This window comes from Actinotignum timonense, from assembly GCF_900155575.1.
Lineage (GTDB): Bacteria > Actinomycetota > Actinomycetes > Actinomycetales > Actinomycetaceae > Actinotignum > Actinotignum timonense.
This window is the reverse complement of the sequence record NZ_LT706966.1, coordinates 1,389,445-1,408,091: the sequence shown is the minus strand read 5'-3', so window position 1 is coordinate 1,408,091 and position 18,647 is coordinate 1,389,445. Positions and strand designations below refer to the sequence as shown.

Sequence of the window (18,647 nt, the reverse complement as noted above, 5' to 3'; positions counted from 1 at the left end):
CCCGCCGCGCTAGGTGCGCCCGCTGCGCCTGAGGTGCCTCGGGTGCCGCTCGAACCGCCAACCGCGGAGCCACCCGAACCGTCGGCAGCAGGATGCGCACTACCGGCGGAATCCGCCCGGGAGGCCGAGCCCGCCGTGGCGGGCACCCCGAGTTTCCCGGGTTTGAATGTACCTGAGCCGATGACAGGCCCGGCGTCGTCGTCAAAGAAAGAAGGCGCGCGCCGCTCACGGCGCCCCCACCCGTAACCGGAACCAATGCCGGAACCAATACCACCACCGCGCACCAGATCCTGGGAGGATTGTTCCCGGCGCCAGTTAATAAGTTCGGGCGGGATTTCTTCAATGAAACGCGAGGGCGGGAATTCCTGGGGCGCCCCCCACGAGGAGCGCGCTGCCGCGCGCGAAATATAGAGGCGTTCGCGCGCGCGGGTGAAAGCCACGTAAGCGAGGCGGCGTTCTTCGGCGAGTTCGCGCCGATCATCCAGGGAACGCATATGCGGGAAAGTGCCGTCTTCCAGGCCGGTCACGAAAACAACCGGGAATTCCAGACCTTTGGCAGTGTGAACCGTCATGAGAGTGGTTTCCCCTTCGGATTCGCTCCCCTCGGGAAGCCGATCCGTATCCGAGACGAGCGAAATCTGATCGAGCCACTCCCCCAGCCCGGCATCCGGATTCTGGGCGGAGAACTCTACCGCCACCGCGTGTAATTCGGCCAGGTTTTCCACCCGGCTGAGATCCTGCGGGTCTTTGGATTCTTGCAGCACGGCCAGGTACCCGGATTCATCCATGAGGTAATCGAGGATATCCGCGGGTTTGCCGCCCGCGGCGGCATCCTGACGCGCCGTTTCGAGGATGCGAGCCAGATCGGCGACGGCGCTGCGGGCCCGAGCCGTCAACCCCGCAACTTCGCCGCGCTCCGGGCAGGGGGTAGCCACATCGGCCACCGCGGCACCGAAGGAAATATTCCAGCGTTGGGCGTGGGTGGCCAGGTGGCCCTGCGCGGTATCCCCCACCCCGCGTTTTGGTTCATTAATGATGCGGCGCAGCGAGACGGTATCATCCGGATTGGCCACCGCGTGCAGGTACGCGAGGGCATCCTTGATTTCTTTGCGCTCATAGAAGCGGGTGCCGCCGATGACCCGGTAGGGAATCCCGGAGCGCACGAACATTTCTTCCAGGGCCCGCGCCTGGGAATTGGTGCGGTAAAACACCGCCACATCGCCGTAACGCACCCCGCTACTATCCCGGAGCCGGTCAATTTCCGTGACGACGAAATGGGCTTCGTCGCTTTCCGAATCAGCCACGTAGCCGGTGATCTTTTCCCCGCTCCCCGAATCCGTCCACAGCTTTTTCGGCCGGCGCCCTTCATTATGGGAAATGACGGCATTGGCGGCAGAGAGAATATTCTGGGTGGAGCGATAGTTTTGCTCGAGGACCACGCTGGTGGCATCCGCGAAGTCCTTCTCAAAATCCTCAATATTGCGGATGGTGGCCCCGCGGAAGGCGTAAATGGACTGATCGGCATCGCCCACCACGGTGAGCGCGGAGCCTTCCGGGCCCTGCCCGGCCAGGGTGCGTACCAGGACGTACTGGGCGTGGTTGGTGTCCTGATATTCGTCCACCAGAATGTGGCGGAAGCGGGTGCGGTAGCGCTCAGCTATATCCGGGTGGGAGGTGAGCACCTCCACCGTGCGCATAATAAGATCATCGAAATCCAGCGCATTGGCGCGCTCGAGGCGATCCTGGTAGGCGGCATAGGCCTGGGCCAGCACCTGGCCGTCCCTATCGGTTGCGGCCGCGGCCTGCGCGGCTGGGGTGACCAGTTCATCCTTGAGATTGGAGACCTGGCGGCTGAGCATTTTGGGCGGGTAGGCCCGAATATCGATGTTTTCTTCCCGGCACACCATGGTCATGAGGCGCTGGGAATCCGCGGCATCGTAAATGGTGAAGGTGGAACGCATCCCGAGCGCGCGGTGTTCGGCCCGCAGAATCCGCACGCAGGCAGAATGGAAGGTGGAGATCCACATGCCGCGGGCCAGGCCGCCGAGCATCCCTTCCAGGCGTTCGCGCATTTCCCGCGCCGCCTTATTGGTGAAAGTGATGGCGAGGATATTGGCCGGGTGAGCCTGCCCGGTGGCGATGAGGTAGGCGATGCGCGAGGTGAGCACCCGGGTTTTACCCGAGCCGGCCCCGGCGACCACGAGCAGCGGGCCACCGCTGTGAATCACGGCTTCCCGCTGGGCGCTATTGAGGCCGGTGAGAATACGCGCCGCCGCGCCCGAGACCTCCGCCGCGCCCGAAACCTCCGGCATGCTCGCAGCCGCCGCCCCGCCCTGACCTGTAGGCACACTTTCAGCGGCCTGAGCCGGCGCGGGCACACCCGGGCGCCGCCCCACGGTAGCCCCGGCTTGCTGGGCGGCCGCCACGCGTTCCCGCAGCCGCGCGATTGTTGCTTTGTACGATTCCTCCATAGCCCTTCTAGGGTACGACACCACCCCGACACAAAAAACGCCCCCGAGCTTCGCGTTGCTCTCACTCCGGGCACCGGCCGAAGGCATGCGGCACCTACCTGCCCGGCCGGCCCCGCGCCAGCTAAGCTGCGCCGTCGTACCACCTAAGCTGCGGCGTCGTACCTATCGCGCCGGATGGACCCGCACCGCATGCTCGTTCGTGAAGGCGCGCAAGCCCCAGGCACCCTCCTCGCGACCGTAACCGGAACGATTAATCCCACCAAAAGGCCAGGTGGGCGCCGATTCACGGTGCTTATTGATAATGGTCATACCGGCCGCGAGCCGCGCCGCGAAACGCTGCGCCTTCTCCAGATCCTGGCTCCACACCGAGGACTGCAAACCATAAGCGGTGCTATTGGCCAGCTTGAGGGCTGCTTCCTCATCCGCCGCCCGGTAGAGCGCCACCACCGGCCCGAATAATTCGTTGCGAGCGATATCGTGGTCCGCGGGAATATCGGTGAGCAAGGCCGGGGTCATAAAAGCGCCCGGCCGGTCAATTTTGTGACCTCCGTAATGGCGGTGCGCTCCAGCGGCGACGGCGCTCGCCACCCGCCGCACCACCTCGTCCCTGGCGGCAATCGAGGACAGCGGCCCCATATCCGTGGCCGGGTCATCATAGGGACCCACCACGATGCTCGCGATCTCCGCGCGGGCCGCCGCGAGGAATTCCTCGAAAACGCTATCCAGCACGATAATGCGCTTATTCGAGGTGCAGACCTGCCCGGCGTTGAACACGCGCGTGCGCACCGCCGCGCGGGCCACCGCCGTGATATCGGAGGCGCCTAGCACCACCATGGCATCATTGCCGCCCAGCTCCAGGAGGGAACGTTTCGTGTACTTCCCGGCCAGCTGCGCAACCGAGGATCCCGCCCGCTCCGAGCCGGTCAGCGATACTCCTTTGACGCGCGGGTCCGCCAGGACTTTCTCCGTATCCGCAATATCCAGGTAGATATTCTGGTACACCCCATCGGGCAGGCCGGCCTCGCGCAGCAGCGCCTCGAACGCGGCCGAGGAACGCGGGCAGATCTCCGCTTGTTTCATGAGAATCGTATTGCCGACCATGAGTTGGGGCAGCACGAAGCGGGCGATCTGGGAATAGGGGAAGTTCCAGGGCATGATGCCCAGCAGCACGCCCAGCGGCTGGTGGAGCACGTAGGTGGGGATGCCATCGCCGGCATCCAGCGTGGTGGGTTCCAGGTAGCGCGGGGCGTTATCGGCGAACCAGTGGGCGTGCTGGCTGACGGTGGCGAGCTCGGCGGCGCCATCGCGCAGCGGTTTGCCCATTTCCCGCCCGATAATATCGGCGAGCTCAGCCGAGCGTTCCGTGATGAGCTCCCCGAAGCGGTGCAGGACAGCGGCGCGGGTGGCCATCGGGGTATCCCGCCAGCTGGTGAAGACATCCCAGGAAGCGCTGATCACGCCGGGGATCGCGGCGGCGGGCAGGGAGGGGAAGCGTTCTTCCACCTCGCCGGTATTGGGGTTATGCACGCGGTAGTGAGTCATGAGTCTAGCCTACTGTGTTGCGGCCCACTGTGCCGGGCGAACCCGGCTATCATGGGGACATTAGTCCTAAATTGAGAAAGGAGTGGTGAACGTGGGAGATTTCTTCACCGGGGAAAGCGCCCCGGGAATGATTGATTGGGATTCTTCGTGACCGGCCTGATCCAGACGCTCACCGGCCTGCACATGTCCCTCACCTGGCCGCTGGCCGCCGGCGGCTTCCCCTTCGACAATATTATCTTCGGGGAAACCTGCCTCGGCTTCGGCGTGCTCCTGCTGGCGGCGAGTTTCATCCTGTGGAAGCGCGGGGATCGCATCCTCGCATCCAGCTCGCCCTTCCACACTTTCGCGCGGATCGCCCGCCCGGTCTCCATTTTCGCGTTGGCAATGGGCTTGGCGCTGCTGGCGATTATGTGCGCCGGGATGGTCTATCAGTTCTTCGCAGCCCCTCCCCAGGAACCGATTTCCGGGTCCTTCGCGGCCTACCCCTGGCTGGAGTCGATTGCTCTCTCCGCGGTCTTTGGCCTGGCCGGTGTGGGTGCGATTCTTTTCTTCGCCGCGGTGCGCCCGGACGCCCGCGGGCAGGTGCGCGGCGGCGTGGTCAGCGCCGCCTACTGGTGCCTGGTCATCAGCGGGGTCATCTTCATGCTCTTCGGTGCCATGAACTTCTATACCCATATCGGGCTCGTGGTCAATACCATGTAGCGCCGCCACGCCGGCGCGCGGCCCGGTGAAGCTGCGGCCGCCCGCGGTGGCCGCAGCGGCGTCGTCGTACTTCACGTTTGTGGTACGACGACGCAACACCGTTCCATCAGCACACCACGCAAGCACGCACACAAAAGGGCCGCATCCCTTTCGGGACGCGGCCCTTGGCGTCATCCGTAGCGTTTAGAAAGCCGGGGTGTTCAGCCCCAAGCGCCGGAAGTGCTCCCGCGCTTCTTCCACGGCTTGTGGTGACGGCGGTACGACGTCTTCCAGTTGGTAGTCATAGCCAAGTGAATGCCACTTGTCTCGCCCCATCTGGTGGAACGGCAGAACCTCAACGCGGCTCACCGCGTTCTTCCACCGTGCAACGATCTTCGCAACGTTCTCCACGTTCTCCGGATCGTCTGTCAGCCCGGGCACGAGTACGAAACGTACCCAGATTTCCTTGCCCGCGGCAGCCAATCGATCACCAAAATCAATGGTCGGTTGCAGTTCGCGGCCGGTCGTGCGCTTATATACTTCCTCGGATCCCGATTTCACGTCGAGCAACACCATGTCGATGTAATTCATCATTTCGTCGTCGACGTTACGGCCGAGATAACCGGAGGTATCGATACACGTATGGATTCCCATTTCTTTGGCGCCGCGAAGCACGGTCTTGAGGAAGGCGGGCTGCATTAAGCATTCGCCACCCGAGATCGTGATTCCGCCGCCCGTCGCCTTGAACATGCGACGGTAGCGCTTCCAGCGCCGCAGCAATTCATCGGAATCCACCGGCTGACCGTCCTTCATAATGAAGGTGTCAGGGTTATGACAGTACAGGCACCGCAGGGGGCACCCTGCCATGAAGACTGTCATTCGGGTCCCGGGCCCGTCCACCGCGGTCACAAGTTCCCACGAGTGGACGGAACCGAGGGTTCCCTCGCGCATCTTGCGAAGCCGTTCTTTGCGTTCGATGTCGTCGAGGACATCGATGCCTCCCAGACCGGCCCCCTGCAACCGACCGGTCGGCGCTTCGAAATCTTGAAGGCCGACCGGTGCTAGTCGCAACTCAGCAGACAATGGTTATGCCGAGTGATGGAAGGTACGCGACAGAACGTCGAGCTGCTGTTCGCGGGTCAGCTTCACGAAGTTCACGGCGTAGCCGGAAACGCGAACGGTCAGGTTCGGGTACTTCTCGGGGTGATCAATCGCGTCCTCGAGGGTGGAGCGATCCAGCACGTTGATATTGGCGTGGTACAGACCCTGCACCCCACCGTTATCTTCGCGAGCAGCCTTCATCGACTCGAGACGCTCTTCGTAGGTCTTAGCCATTTTTTACCTTCTTTTCTTTGTTGGGGGTTGAATCTTAGAGTTTTAGTCTTCTTCAGCCATGAAGCCGGCGTCCATAATTCCGACCAGGTTCTTGACCTGCTCTTCCTTATTGCGGCCGAGGCCAGCCGGCGTAATGGTATTCGTCAAGGAAATACCATCGAGGGCATCCTTGTAATCCAGCTTACCAACGGACATCATGGACGCCACCATACCGTGGGTATCCATGCCGTTCTCCGGGTTCGCGCCCGGGGAGAACGGGGTGCCGGCCTTGTGGCCGGACGGGAAGGAACCCGTGGCCTTGCCGTACACCACGTTGGAGGTAATGGTCAGCACCGACTGGGTCGGGATGGCGTCGCGGTACATCGGGATCGCCTTGATCTTCGACATGATGGTGTGAACCACGGTTGCCGCGATGTCATCAGCGCGGTCATCATCATTACCGTAGATCGGGAAGGTGCCTTCCGTCTTGTAATCGACAACGAGGCCGGTCTCATCGCGAACCGGGTAGACCTTCGCGTACTTGATCGCGGAAAGCGAGTCCGCCACGATGGACAGGCCGGCAATACCGCAACCCATGGTACGGATGATCTCCGAATCGTGGAGAGCCATCTCCACCGCTTCGTAAGCGTAGCGGTCATGGCAGTAGTGGATGATATTGAGAGCTTCAACGTAGGTGCCAACTACCCAGTCAAGCATCTCTTCGTACTTCTGCCAGACTTCGTCGAAGTCGAGCGGGCCATCGCCTTCGAGCGGGGTGAACAGACCCGGTTCGGTCACCTGCTTGCCGGTCATCTCATCGCGGCCGCCGTTGATGGCGTAGAGCAGGGCCTTAGCGGAGTTCACACGAGCCCCGAAGAATTGCATCTGCTTGCCCACCCGCATCGGGGAGACGCAGCACGCGATGGCGGCGTCGTCGCCCCACTGGTTACGAATCTGTTCGTCAGATTCGTACTGGATGGACGAGGTTTCGATGGAAATGGCCGCGCAGAATTCCTTGTAGCCTTCCGGAAGCGCCGGATCCCAGAAAATGGTGATATTCGGTTCCGGAGCCGGACCCAGGTTACGCAGGGTCTGGAGCAGGCGGAAGGAGGTCTTGGTGACGAGGGTACGCCCGTCATCACCGAAGCCGGCATCCGACCAGGTGGCCCAGTAAGGATCACCGGAGAAGATCTGATCGTAATCGATGGTGCGCAGGAAGCGGACGATACGCAGCTTCATGACGAGGTTGTCAATCATTTCCTGCGCGTCGGTTTCCGTAATGGTTCCGGCGGCCAGATCGCGCTCGAAGTAAATATCGAGGAAGGCGGAGAGGCGGCCAATGGACATGGCCGCGCCGTCCTGGCTCTTCACGGAAGCGAGGTAGCCGAAGTACAGCCACTGCACGGCTTCGCGCGAATTCTTCGCCGGGCCGGAAATATCGAAGCCGTAGATCTCACCGAGGGTCTTGAGCTTCTTCAGAGCCTTGATCTGCTCGGCGTGTTCCTCACGGAAACGAGCCCAGTGCTCGGAGAAGGGCTGATCGGCCACGGAATCCTTCATGGCCTGCTTCTCTTCGATGAGCTTATCCACACCGTAGAGGGCCACGCGGCGGTAGTCACCAATAATGCGGCCACGGCCGTAAGCATCCGGAAGACCGGTAATAATGTGCGAGGAACGGGCCGCGCGAATACGCGGGGTGTAAATATCGAAGACCGCGTCATTGTGGGTCTTGCGGTAGCGGGTGAAGATCTTCTTGATCTCCGGGTTGACTTCCTTGCCCGCTTCCTTGATGGCGGTTTCCACCATGCGCCAGCCGCCATTGGGCATCATCGCGCGCTTGAGCGGAACATCCGTCTGCAGGCCGACGACGACGTCGTCGTCTTCGGAAATGTAGCCGGCGGGGAAAGCGTCAATATCGGCCGGGGTGTCGGTGTCGACGTCGTACACGCGACGGCGGCGCTCCTCGGAGAGGTAATTTTCCTCAAGAGACTCCCACAGCCGGGTGGTCTTCTCCGTCGGGCCGGCCAGGAACGAAGCATCCCCTTCGTAGGGGGTGTAGTTCTTCTGGATGAAGTCACGAACGTCAATGGCTTCATTCCAGATGCCGGACGTGAAACCCGCCCAGGCTTCCTCTGTTGGGGTATCGGTAGCAGTGCGCTCCATGTGCGTCTAACTCTCCTTGTGTCGTGTCAGTACCCGTTATTATCCAAGCATAAAGCAATTTGCAAGCGGAACGGATGTTCCGTAAGAAATTGCCGCACGCTTGCGTCCGCACCGTATCCACGCCTTCGCGTGAATCGCTACGGCACCGAGGTAACAAGTCCTGATTCTTTTACCTGTTGTCCGTATCAATCGGTCAGGCACAAGCGACTCTCGATTGTATTGTCCGGCACGGGCGGCGGGCGTATATCACTCGCTGTCCGCGCCTACATTTATCCTAACGCGCTTGCGTGAAAAAACATTCCCAGACACGTGAGATGAGCGGCGCACATTCCCGCGACGCCCCCGGCGGGCGCGCCGATACGCGACTTCACGTCGCCACCCCTCTCACATGTGTGAGGAATCACTTTTTAACTGCGAATGTTACTCCCATTCAATTGTTGCCGGCGGCTTGGAGGTCACGTCCAGAACCACGCGATTAACTTCCGCCACGGAGTTCGTGATGCGGTTGGAGATATGGGCGAGCACATCGTAGGGAACCCGGGCCCAATCGGCCGTCATCGCATCTTCGGAGGAAACCGGGCGCAGCACGATGGGATGCCCGTAAGTGCGGTGGTCACCCTGCACGCCCACGGAATGCACCTCGGCGAGCAGCACCACCGGGCACTGCCAAATCTCAGCATCCAGCCCGGCCGCGGTGAGTTCTTCGCGGGCGATGGCATCGGCTTCGCGCAGGATACGCAGGTTATCTTCAGTGACTTCACCGATCACGCGGATCGCCAGGCCCGGCCCCGGGAAGGGCTGGCGGGCCACGATTTTCTCCGGCACGCCCAGTTCGCGCCCGATGGCACGCACCTCATCCTTGAAGAGGCTACGCAGGGGCTCGATGAGTTCGAAATTCATATCTTCGGGTAGGCCGCCCACATTATGGTGGCTCTTAATATTGGAGGCGCCTTCTCCCCCACCGGATTCCACCACGTCCGGGTAGAGGGTTCCCTGGACAAGGAATTTCACATCTTCCCCGCCGCCGAGCTTATCTACCAGCTGACGCTGCGCGCTTTCGAAGGAGCGGATAAATTCGCGCCCGATAATCTTGCGCTTTGTTTCCGGATCGCGCACGCCGGCCAGCGCGGAGAGGAAGCGCTGGGATTCATCAATGGTGAAGATGCGAATGCCGGTGCTTTCCGCGTAATCGCGTTCTACCTGCTCGCGTTCGCCGGCGCGCAGCAGCCCGTGGTCAATAAAGAAGCAGGTGAGCTGGTCACCAATCGCTTTGTGCACGAGCGCCGCGGCAACCGAGGAATCCACCCCGCCCGAGAGCGCGCAGATCACCTGCGCGGAGCCGACCCGCTCGCGAATCTGAGCCACCTGCTCATCAATGATGGAGGACGGAGTCCAGTTCGGGCTAATTCCCGAGCCTTCGTAGAGGAAGTTTTCCAGAGCGGCCTGGCCGCGCTGGGAGTGGAGCACTTCCGGGTGCCATTGCACGCCGAAGAGCCGGCGCTTGCGATCTTCAAAAGCGGCCACCGGGGTTTCATCGGTGGCGGCCGTGACGGTAAAGCCTTCCGGGGCTTCGCTCACGGCATCCCCGTGGCTCATCCACACGATTTGCTTATCTTCCAGGCCGGCGAAGAGGCAGGAATCGCCGGCGGTGCGGGCTTCGGTGCGCCCGTATTCGCGGGTGCCGGTACGCCCCACGCGCCCGCCCAGGGCCTGGGCCATCGCTTGGAAGCCGTAGCAGATACCGAGGATAGGCACCCCGGCCTCAAAAATGTCCTTATCGATTGCGGGCGCACCTTCCGCGTACACGGATGCCGGGCCGCCGGAAAGGATAATGGCCGCGGGCTTTTTCGCCAGCATATCCGCGGCGGACATGGTGTGCGGAACAATTTCTGAATAAACGTGTGCTTCACGAACGCGCCGCGCGATGAGCTGAGCGTACTGCGCACCAAAATCGACAACAAGAACCGGGGAATTATCGCTGGTATTCACGCTGTTCATTCTAGTGATTAAAACGCGCCGGCGCCTACTGGGAGCCGGCCCGCACCCGGAAGGGTTCTAGGACCTTCGTCACCGGATAGGAACGACGACGCCCACCCGCCCGCGTGGACCTGAGCTGGGCATGCACATCAGCTCGCAAGATGTGAGATTATTTGAAGGGATATCCCGGCGTGGATACGCCTATTTTTTCAAGGGTCCTCACGGGCCGGAAGGATAAGAAAGTGACCTACAGCGTATATTTCACCGCGGTAGAAGGTAATGCGGGCACCCAGGCGGTGGCCAGCGCCTACGTTGATGTACTCACCTCTACTTACAAGAACGTCGGGGTGTTCCGGGCGTTCACCAACGGAAATATCGAAAATGACTCCGCCTTCCTTCAGCTGCTCGACCAGGTTGGCCGCGGCGAGGATCGCGATATTGCTTGGGGTTCGAGCCGGCAGGCCTACGTGGCTGACGAAGAAGAAGCCATGACCCAGCTGGTGAATCGCTACACCGATTACGCCCAGAATTTCGATGCGGTTCTCATTCTCGGCATTCTGGATGGGGATCCCATTAATCCCGGGATGCTTTCGCGTACCGGCCGCACCATCGCCAACCTGGGCACCACCGGCATCGTCGCCGTGTCAGCGGCTCAGCGCAGCGCCGCGCAGGTGGAGGTTGTTGCCCAGCTTTCCGCGAAGGAAATCAAGGATCGGTACGGCACCCTGAGCGCCCTCATTGTTATTGACGCTGATGAGAACGTCCCCACCACCATGCGTGACCTGGGTATTCCTACTATTTATCTACCCGATGGCGAGGCGCGTTCCTTCACCGATAAGGATCGGGCCACCCTCGTTGCCGCGATGGAAGAGGAATCCTCGGTTATTACCCCGCTGTCCTTCCAGGCTTCCCTGGCGGCCCGGGCCCGCAAGGCAAAGAAGCGCATTGTTATGCCGGAGGCCGAAGATGACCGCATTCTGCTGGCCACCGCCCAGATTCTGGCCCGCGATATCGCGGATATTACCCTGGTTGGGGATAAGGATGAGGTTCTCGCCCGCGCCGCTGAGCTTGGCGTGGATGTCTCCGGTGCGGAAATTATTTCGATTGATGATCCGGAGCGGGTGCGCCGCTACGCGGAGAAATTCGCTGAATTGCGCGCCAAGAAGGGCGTGACCTACGAGCAGGCCGTGGAGAAGATGAAGGATCCTTCCTACTACGGCACCATGATGGTCTACATGGGCGATGCCGACGGCATGGTTTCGGGTGCGAACCACACCACCGCAAATACCATCGTTCCCTCCTTCCAGACCATCAAGATGAAGCCCGGCACGAAGACGGTTTCCGGTGCCTTCCTCATGCTCATGGATGATCGCGTCTACGTGTACGCCGATTGCGCGGTCAATACCAATCCCACCCCGGAAGAGCTGGCCGGCATCGCTATTGATTCGGCCCGCACCGCCCAGCAATTCGGTATTGAGCCGCGCGTGGCCATGCTCTCCTACTCTTCGGGTACCTCCGGCAAGGGCCCGGATGTGGATGCGGTGCGCGAAGCCACGGAGCTCGCGAAGAGCCTGGCACCCGAGGGCGTGCTGATTGACGGCCCGCTCCAGTATGACGCTTCGGTGGATGCTGCGGCCGCGAAGAAGAAGCTGCCGAATTCCCCGGTGGCCGGCCGCGCCACGGTTTTCGTTTTCCCGAACTTGAATGCCGGCAATATCGGCTACAAGGCCGTGCAGCGTTCTTCGGGCGCGGTCGCCGTGGGCCCGGTGCTCCAGGGCCTGAATAAGCCGGTGAATGATCTTTCCCGCGGCGCGCTCGTGGAGGATATCGTCAATACCGTGGCGATTACCGCGATCCAGGCGCAGGAATAACCAGCACCAACCGGAAACAACCTGCAATTCGCGGGAATCCGCAGGCATGAGCCGGAACAACCCGTATCCGGCATTACACTGAAGTTATAGGGGTGGGCCTCCACCCGGTCACAGACACAAGGAGATCATTTTGTCCGTTCTCGTAATTAATTCCGGCTCCTCCTCGATCAAGTACAAGGTCGTGGATCCCGAATCGGGTGAGGAACTCGCCTCGGGCCTCGTGGAGCAGATTGGTCTGCCCTCCGGTCACGTCAAGCACGAACACGGCGAGGACGTGCGCGAATGGGAAGGCCCCATTCCCAACCACGAAGTCGGTATGGAGAAGGTGCTCGAGTTCTTCGACGCCGCCGGCCCGTCCCTGCATGATGGCTCCATTCGCGCCGTCGGGCATCGCGTGGTCCAGGGTGGTAAGTACTTCGATGGCCCGGCTCTTATTACCGATGCGGTGCGCCAGAAGATCGAAGAGCTCCAGCCGCTCGGCCCGCTGCACAACCCGCCGGCCCTGGAGGGCATCAAGGTGGCGCAGCGCCTGCTGCCGAATGTCCCGCACGTGGCGGTTTTCGATACCGCGTTCTTCCAGAGCCTTCCGGAAGAAGCGGCACGCTACGGTCTCAACCGCGAGATTGCCGATAAGTATGAGATCCGCCGCTACGGCGCGCACGGCACCTCGCACCAGTATGTTTCCGGTGAGGTAGCGAAGATCCTGGGCCGCGATGATCTCAAGCAGATCGTGCTGCATATCGGTAACGGTGCCTCGGTGTCCGCGGTGGATTCGGGCCGCGCGGTGGAGACTTCCATGGGCCTGACTCCGCTGGAGGGCCTCGTTATGGGTGGGCGCACCGGCGATATTGATCCGGCTGCCGTCTTCCACCTGGCTCGCCAGGCGAAGATGTCCATTGATGAGATAGATAAGCTCTTCAACCGCCAGTCCGGTATGGCCGGTCTGACCGGCTCTTCCGATCTGCGCGATGTGCACGCGATGGTGGAGAAGGGTGATGAGAACGCGAAGGAAGCGGTAGATATTTACGTCCATCGCATCGTCAAGTACATCGGCTCCTACACCGCGATTCTTGGCGGCCTGGATGCCCTGACCTTTACCGCCGGTGTGGGTGAGAATGACGATATCATCCGCAAGGAAGTCCTTGACCGCCTGGCTCCCTTCGGTGTCAAGTACGACGCCGAGAAGAACGCCACGCGCTCGAAGAACGCGCGGGAGATCTCCACGGAGGATTCCACGGTGCATGTGCTCGTGGTCCCCACCAATGAGGAGCTGGCCATCGCCCAGCAGGCTATGACGCTCGTCTAAGCACGCGCCCGTTATTTTCGGGTACGACGACGCAGTGGGGGGAGCAACCGTTCCGGTTTCTCCCCCCACTTATTGGGCTACGTGGTGATTGAGGAGTGATTGCTAGCCGAGGCTGGCCCCCATATCCGGGGCTGAGGCTGGCACCTATTTTCAGGACCGGGGCGACTAACTAGCTATTGGTTTTCGGGGGCCGGGGCTGCGACCCGCTTCCGGATGAGGGTAATGAGCTCGGGAAGCACCGTGTAGAGGTCTCCGACAATTCCGTAATCGCAGAATTCGAACATTTCCGCTTCGGGATCATTATTGATCACCACGATGACTCCGGAATCCGTGACTCCCGCGGTGTGATGCGGCTGGCCGGAAATACCGATGGCGATATACAAATCCGGGGCGATAACCGTGCCCGAGAGCCCCACGTAGGAATCGCGCGGGAGCCAGGCATCCCCTTCGGCCAGCGGGCGGGTTGCGCCTTCCGCGGCATCGAGCACCTCGGCGAGTTCGTGGAAGAGCCGCAGGTCCTCCTTGGCGGCGAAACCGCGGCCGGCACCGACCACCCGGGTGGCGGTGGCCAAGCGCCGTTCGGACACATCTTCCGATTCGGCTGCCGTGATCCGCGCCGGCGCTATCGCGCCGGCCGGAGCCGCCACCTCAGCTACCGAGGTGCTGCCAGCACCCGCCGCATCACCAAAGCCCGAGGCAGCTCCAGCACAAGCCGCCGTACCGGGCAGCGAACCGATCACGCCCACGAAGGTTACTCCCGCGCGCGCGTAGGTTTCCAGGGAAATAGCCCCGAAACGCCCGCTGACCACGTGTTCGGCGCTGACTTCGCGCACGTCGGTGAGGATGGGCCAGCCGCGCCGGCCGGCGATCTCCCCGCCCAGCGCGCGTTCGCTTGGCTCATTGGGAACCAGCACAATATCCCCGGGCTGGGCATCCACGAGCTCCGTGAGCGCGGCGCTCAGGGCCTCGGCCGGCGCATCACTCGGGTGCGTGATGACCTGCACGCTGGTGGCATCCGGGAACGCGGGCAGCTGCGCGCTGTCTCCCGCTTCTCCTTCGGGAACGAGGGCGATCACGTGAACCGCGTCGTAGCGACGCAGGGCCGGAAGGAAAGGCGAAATAGTCGCGCCGGCGCTAATAATCCACACCGCGTGTTCCGGAGCCGAACCGGTGGAGGAAGAAGCTTCCGCGCCCGAAGTACCAGCGGCGTGAGGGGCGGCGTCGTCGCCAGAAATAACGGGGGCGCCGGTGCTCGCGTTGCTAGCGATTCCGGTGGCAGCGATTCCGCCGGCAGCGTCGCCAGAAATACCCGTGGAACCGGCGTTCGGCAGCAGGCCGCGCCGATCCAAGATCCCGACGAGTTCAGCCACGGCGCCGGGGCCGTCGAGGATTTGGTGGAGGCGGCGCTGGACGGGCGGAACCGCGCGCGCGATGGGGTCGAGGGTGCGCCCTTCCATATCGCCGAGGTCGGCGGCGGTGAGGAGCTGGGCGGGTTTCTTGGCGGCGTCGAGGATATCTTTCATGGCCGGGACTTTGACGGCCGCGGCGTCGGAGGTGACCGCGATGACCACAGGGCCGGCCACGCGCACCTCGCGGCGCTGCCCGCCGGTGTGCTGGGTAAGGAGGAGTTCCTCCCCTGCGGTGCGAATCGCGGAAACATCCTGGAAAGACGGCCAGCCCAGCGCCCCGGCGATCACACCGGAGACCATTTTCGAGCCTTCGTCGGTGGAACCCGGGCCGGTGATAAGCGCTGTGATGGTGCCGTCGCGCTGCACTACCCGCGCCAGGGCTTCGCCCACCGCGGTGGAATTCCAGCTGGTGGTGGCATCATCACTCACCACGAGCAGGCGGTCCGGGCCTTTGGACAGCGCGTTTTTGCGCAGCGCCGGGGTGCCGATGGAGTCGGGGCCCAGGGTGATACCCACAACCTCGGTGCCCAGGGAGTCGCCGAGTTCCCGCGCTGCCCGCATGGCAACGGCGTCGTCGTCGCTAATGGAGAGGCGCGCGCCGCTCCAATCCACCACACCGGAATCCAGTACGTGCGCTGAACGTGGATCGCCGGCAATTTTGTAGGCAACCGCAATGGTCATAAGTGTCCCCTGACGTAGGCGTTAGGCTTGCACATAATCTTAGCTCTCCCGCGGCGCGGTGGGCTGCGCATCCTCATCGGGCAGGCGCGAGCCGAGCGCTTCGGAGAGCACCTGCGGGGCGGCGGCGCTGCGGCCGGCAAAGAAGAGCGCCACGATCATCATGGCCAGGCCGGTCCACAGGTTGAGGTTGATGCCCGCGGCTTTGGCCAGGTCCTCCTCGGTCACGAAGAAGAGCCCGTAGCCGGCCAGCATCGTTCCGAAAACCCCGAACATGATGGCGATCCAGGTGCGCAGGTCGAAAAGCGAGAGCCGCCCGAGGCGCGCCTCGGGGAGGTGCGGCGCCGGCGCCGAAGCGGACTCGCCGCCCGCTGCACCCGCGTGGCCCGATTGCACGGGCGCCGAAGCTGGCGCGGCGCTCCGCCGAGCTGCGTCGTCGTTCATAGATTCGTATCCCTTCATTTACAGCACCACATTGAGGACCGTGCACACCGCGAGCACCGCGATGCCCAGCGGCACCGGTTCTTCCCACCAGTGCAGTTTTTCGCCGGTGAGGGCGCGTTCGCGGGCTTCGGCCACCCGGGCTTCGTGCAGTTTCGGGGCCGGCTGGGCGCCCTTAATATCCATCTTGACGCGCCCCCACACCAAGCCGTCGAGTTCCTCGATGGGCTTGGGGCGCGTGACCTTCGTGACGAGCACCGACACGATGAAATCGGCAATAAAAGCGACACCGGAAGCCGTGAAGGAAGCCGCCTGGGAAGAATTGAAGTCCAGCAGCCCGTTCGCGTAGCCCAGCTGGATAAACCCGGCTCCGGCCGCGCCGGCCACCAGGCCCCACAGCCCGGCCTGCGGGCTCATGCGCGCCCAGAACATTCCCATAATGAAGGTGGCGAAAAGCGGGGCGTTGAAAATGGACTGCAACATCTGGGTGTAGTCCTGAATATTGGAGAATTCCGCCGCGATAAAGGCCGCCCCGATGGCGATAAGCACCCCGATAATCGTCAGGCGGCGCCCGATTTTAATGTAGTAGGTGTCCTTGCGGCCCGGGCGCACGTACGTTTCCCAAATATCGTAGGTGACCACGGTATTGAAAGAAGAAACATTCGCCGCCATTCCAGCCATAAAGGCCGCGATCAGCCCGGCCAGCGCCATGCCCAGCAGCCCGTGCGGGAGCACCTCCCCCATAAGCGCCGGGAAGGCTTCGTTATGCGTGATCTCGCCGGTGTGCAGCTGCGGGATGAGAACCGCGGCAATCAGCCCGGGCACGATAATAATGAGCGGCAAGAACATTTTCGGGATCGCCGCGAGGATCGGGGTCAGGCGTGCGGAACGCATATCTTTGGCGGACAGCGCGCGCTGCACCTCGGTGAAATTTGTGGTCCAATACCCGAAGGAATTCACGAAGCCCATCCCCAGCAGCAGCGCGATCCAATTCCCGTACGGGTTCGTGGTGTTCCCGAGTCCGGTTCCGCCCCACACATCCAGGCCGTTCGGGCCGAGCACCTGGGTTTCGTTGAGGGCGTTGACCAGCCCGGCCGGTCCGCCCACCCGCGCCAGCCCGGCGATGGTCAGCGGGGTGAGCACCGCAACGATGAGCAGGAATTGCAGCACCTCGTTGTACATGGTGGCGGTGAGCCCGCCCATCACCGTGTAGACCAGCACCACGCCGGCCGCGATAATAATCGAAGCCCACAGCGGCACCCCGATAAGCACATTAATGAGGAGGGCGAGGGCGAAAAGATTGATGCCGGCCACCAGGATGGTCGCCACCGAGAAAATCACCGATTGGTAGAGGTGGGTGGGCCGGTCGAAACGCAAACGCAGGTATTCGGGAACCGAACGGACCCGCGAGCCGTAATAGAAGGGCATCATAATGAGCCCGAGGAAGATCATGGCCGGCACCGCGCCGATCCAGTAGTAATGCACCGTGGGCAGGCCGTATTGGGAGCCGGAGGCCGCCATCCCGATGAGTTCTACCGCCCCGATATTCGCGGAGAGGAAAGCCAGCGCGCAGATCCACGCCGGCAGCGAACGCCCGGAGAGGAAAAAATCCTCCGAGGTAGTGACTTTGCGCCGGGTGACCACGCCGATGACGAGGACCAGCACCAGGTAGAGCACCACGAAGCTGTAGTCGAAAGCGCTCGCGTCGAGCCGCAAATCCATGTTTTAGCCCTCAATTTCGGCCAGGGATACCACGCGGTGCTCGCGTTGCGATAACCGCACGGCTTCCGCGATGCGCAGGGAGGCGACGGCATCGTCCACCGTGGCAGGAATCTCCCCGCGGCCCGCAACCACCTCCAAAAACGCCTCGATTTCGCGTTCGTAGCAGGCGGCGAAACGGGCGATGAAATCCACCCAGGCGGACTCCTCCGGATAGGACACCCCATCCTCGAGGGAGCGCACGGGGAGTTTGCTATCGAAGCCGACCGCGAGGGTCTGCTCGGTGCCGTGCAGCTCCATGCGCACGTCGTAGCCGTGGCCGTTGAAACGCGAGGATTGCGCGGTGGCGAGCACATCGCCTTCCAGGCGCAGCACCGCCGCGGTTTCGCACACATCGCCGAAGTCACGGAAATCGGCCAGGCCCAGATCGGTGCCGAACGCCATGACCTCGGTGACTTCGCGCCCGGTGACCCAGCGCAGCATATCGAAATCGTGGATGAGGCAGTCGATGTAAATTCCGCCCGAGGCCGCCAGGAATTCGCGGGCGGCCGGGGCCTGATCCATGGTTCCCATGCTCAGGCGGCGCAGCTCGCCCAGGCTTTTTTCGCGCACCGCCGCGCGGGCCCGGGTGTAGGCGGTATCGAAGCGGCGCTGGAAGCCGACTTGGATGCGGGCTCCGCGCGCGCGGGCGGCTTCGCGCACTTTCAGGGTCGAGGCCAGCGAGGTGGATACCGGCTTCTCGGTGAACATAGGAATGCCCAGCTCCATGCCGCGCAGCAGCTGTTCGGCATGCACATCCGTGGGGCTGGTGAGGACCAGGGCGTCCAGGGTGACATCCGTGAGGGTAGCCTCCACGCTGGCTTCACTGATGCGGGCGCGAGTTGCAGCCTCACCTTCCAGTTCGGAAACGACGGCGGCACTGCGCTCAGGTTTCGGTTCGGCAATAACAAGTTCATCAACACGGTGGGCGAGAATGCGCGCGTGCATCAACCCGGCGCGGCCCGCTCCCAGTAAACCAATTTTCAACAGGGATTCCTTCCAAACGTGTCATTAGCCTAGATCAATTCCCCCGAGG

Annotated in this window: 11 protein-coding genes and 1 pseudogene; 3 read left to right on the top strand and 9 right to left on the bottom strand. The window is 62.5% G+C overall.

The genetic code is table 11. The features are described 5' to 3' along the window. Together CZ322_RS05935 and CZ322_RS05930 are read right to left on the bottom strand one after the other, a co-directional pair. Positions 1-2,471: UvrD-helicase domain-containing protein (locus CZ322_RS05935; RefSeq protein ID WP_087071181.1), on the bottom strand; the 2,471-nt coding region annotated here is incomplete at its 3' end. 162 nt (positions 2,472-2,633) lie between these two features. Next, positions 2,634-4,013 (bottom strand): aldehyde dehydrogenase family protein, encoded by a 1,380-nt coding sequence (locus CZ322_RS05930; RefSeq protein ID WP_087070582.1) that lies wholly within the window; start codon positions 4,011-4,013, stop codon positions 2,634-2,636. A gap of 147 nt (positions 4,014-4,160) precedes the next feature. On the opposite strand from CZ322_RS05930, the gene CZ322_RS05925 reads away from it, so the two are divergent. After that, a complete protein-coding gene (locus CZ322_RS05925) occupies positions 4,161-4,715 on the top strand; it encodes a DUF981 family protein (RefSeq protein ID WP_200807176.1) in 555 nt (184 codons plus the stop codon). 183 nt (positions 4,716-4,898) lie between these two features. Here the strand turns inward: CZ322_RS05925 and pflA are convergent, their stop codons facing one another. The 3 genes and pseudogenes from pflA to guaA all read right to left on the bottom strand — a co-directional run bounded on the left by pflA (position 4,899) and on the right by guaA (position 10,169). Further along, positions 4,899-5,777, bottom strand: coding sequence for a pyruvate formate-lyase-activating protein (pflA, locus tag CZ322_RS05920; RefSeq protein ID WP_087070580.1), 879 nt, complete (start codon positions 5,775-5,777; stop codon positions 4,899-4,901). Between the two features lie 6 nt (positions 5,778-5,783). After that, a pseudogene (gene pflB / locus CZ322_RS05910) lies at positions 5,784-8,171 on the bottom strand (formate C-acetyltransferase); the annotation flags it as partial. Positions 8,172-8,591: 420 nt separating this feature from the next. Then, positions 8,592-10,169, bottom strand: coding sequence for a glutamine-hydrolyzing GMP synthase (guaA, locus tag CZ322_RS05905; protein ID WP_087070578.1), 1,578 nt, complete (start codon positions 10,167-10,169; stop codon positions 8,592-8,594). 221 nt (positions 10,170-10,390) lie between these two features. Here guaA and pta point away from each other — a divergent pair, with 221 nt between their 5' ends. Together pta and CZ322_RS05895 are read left to right on the top strand one after the other, a co-directional pair. Further along, a complete protein-coding gene (pta, locus tag CZ322_RS05900; protein WP_180948664.1) occupies positions 10,391-12,019 on the top strand; it encodes a phosphate acetyltransferase in 1,629 nt (542 codons plus the stop codon). Between the two features lie 130 nt (positions 12,020-12,149). Then, positions 12,150-13,325 carry an acetate/propionate family kinase gene (locus tag CZ322_RS05895; RefSeq protein ID WP_026428236.1) on the top strand — a complete coding sequence of 392 codons (1,176 nt, stop codon included), beginning with the start codon at positions 12,150-12,152 and terminating at the stop codon, positions 13,323-13,325. Positions 13,326-13,498: 173 nt separating this feature from the next. Here CZ322_RS05895 and CZ322_RS05890 read toward each other — a convergent pair whose 3' ends face one another. The 4 genes from CZ322_RS05890 to CZ322_RS05875 are packed head-to-tail and all read right to left on the bottom strand — an operon-like array spanning position 13,499 to position 18,598. Continuing rightward, complete coding sequence (locus tag CZ322_RS05890; protein ID WP_087070576.1) at positions 13,499-15,415, bottom strand: FAD-binding protein; 1,917 nt, start codon at positions 15,413-15,415, stop codon at positions 13,499-13,501. Between the two features lie 39 nt (positions 15,416-15,454). Next, a complete protein-coding gene (locus tag CZ322_RS05885; RefSeq protein WP_087070575.1) occupies positions 15,455-15,874 on the bottom strand; it encodes a hypothetical protein in 420 nt (139 codons plus the stop codon). Further along, positions 15,875-17,575, bottom strand: a complete 1,701-nt coding sequence (locus CZ322_RS05880) for a sodium:solute symporter family protein (protein ID WP_087070574.1) — start codon at positions 17,573-17,575, stop codon at positions 15,875-15,877. Between the two features lie 3 nt (positions 17,576-17,578). Next, the gene (locus CZ322_RS05875; RefSeq protein ID WP_087070573.1) at positions 17,579-18,598 is read right to left on the bottom strand and encodes a Gfo/Idh/MocA family protein; all 1,020 of its coding nucleotides are present in this window, start codon (positions 18,596-18,598) and stop codon (positions 17,579-17,581) included. Positions 18,599-18,647: the final 49 nt, after the last annotated feature.

Coding starts and splice junctions, on each gene's coding strand:
- CZ322_RS05930 (WP_087070582.1), bottom strand. CDS start 4,013: ATGACTCACTACCGCGTGCATAACCCCAATACCGGCGAGGTGGAAGAA.
- guaA (WP_087070578.1), bottom strand. CDS start 10,169: ATGAACAGCGTGAATACCAGCGATAATTCCCCGGTTCTTGTTGTCGAT.
- CZ322_RS05890 (WP_087070576.1), bottom strand. CDS start 15,415: ATGACCATTGCGGTTGCCTACAAAATTGCCGGCGATCCACGTTCAGCG.
- CZ322_RS05885 (WP_087070575.1), bottom strand. CDS start 15,874: ATGAAGGGATACGAATCTATGAACGACGACGCAGCTCGGCGGAGCGCC.
- CZ322_RS05880 (WP_087070574.1), bottom strand. CDS start 17,575: ATGGATTTGCGGCTCGACGCGAGCGCTTTCGACTACAGCTTCGTGGTG.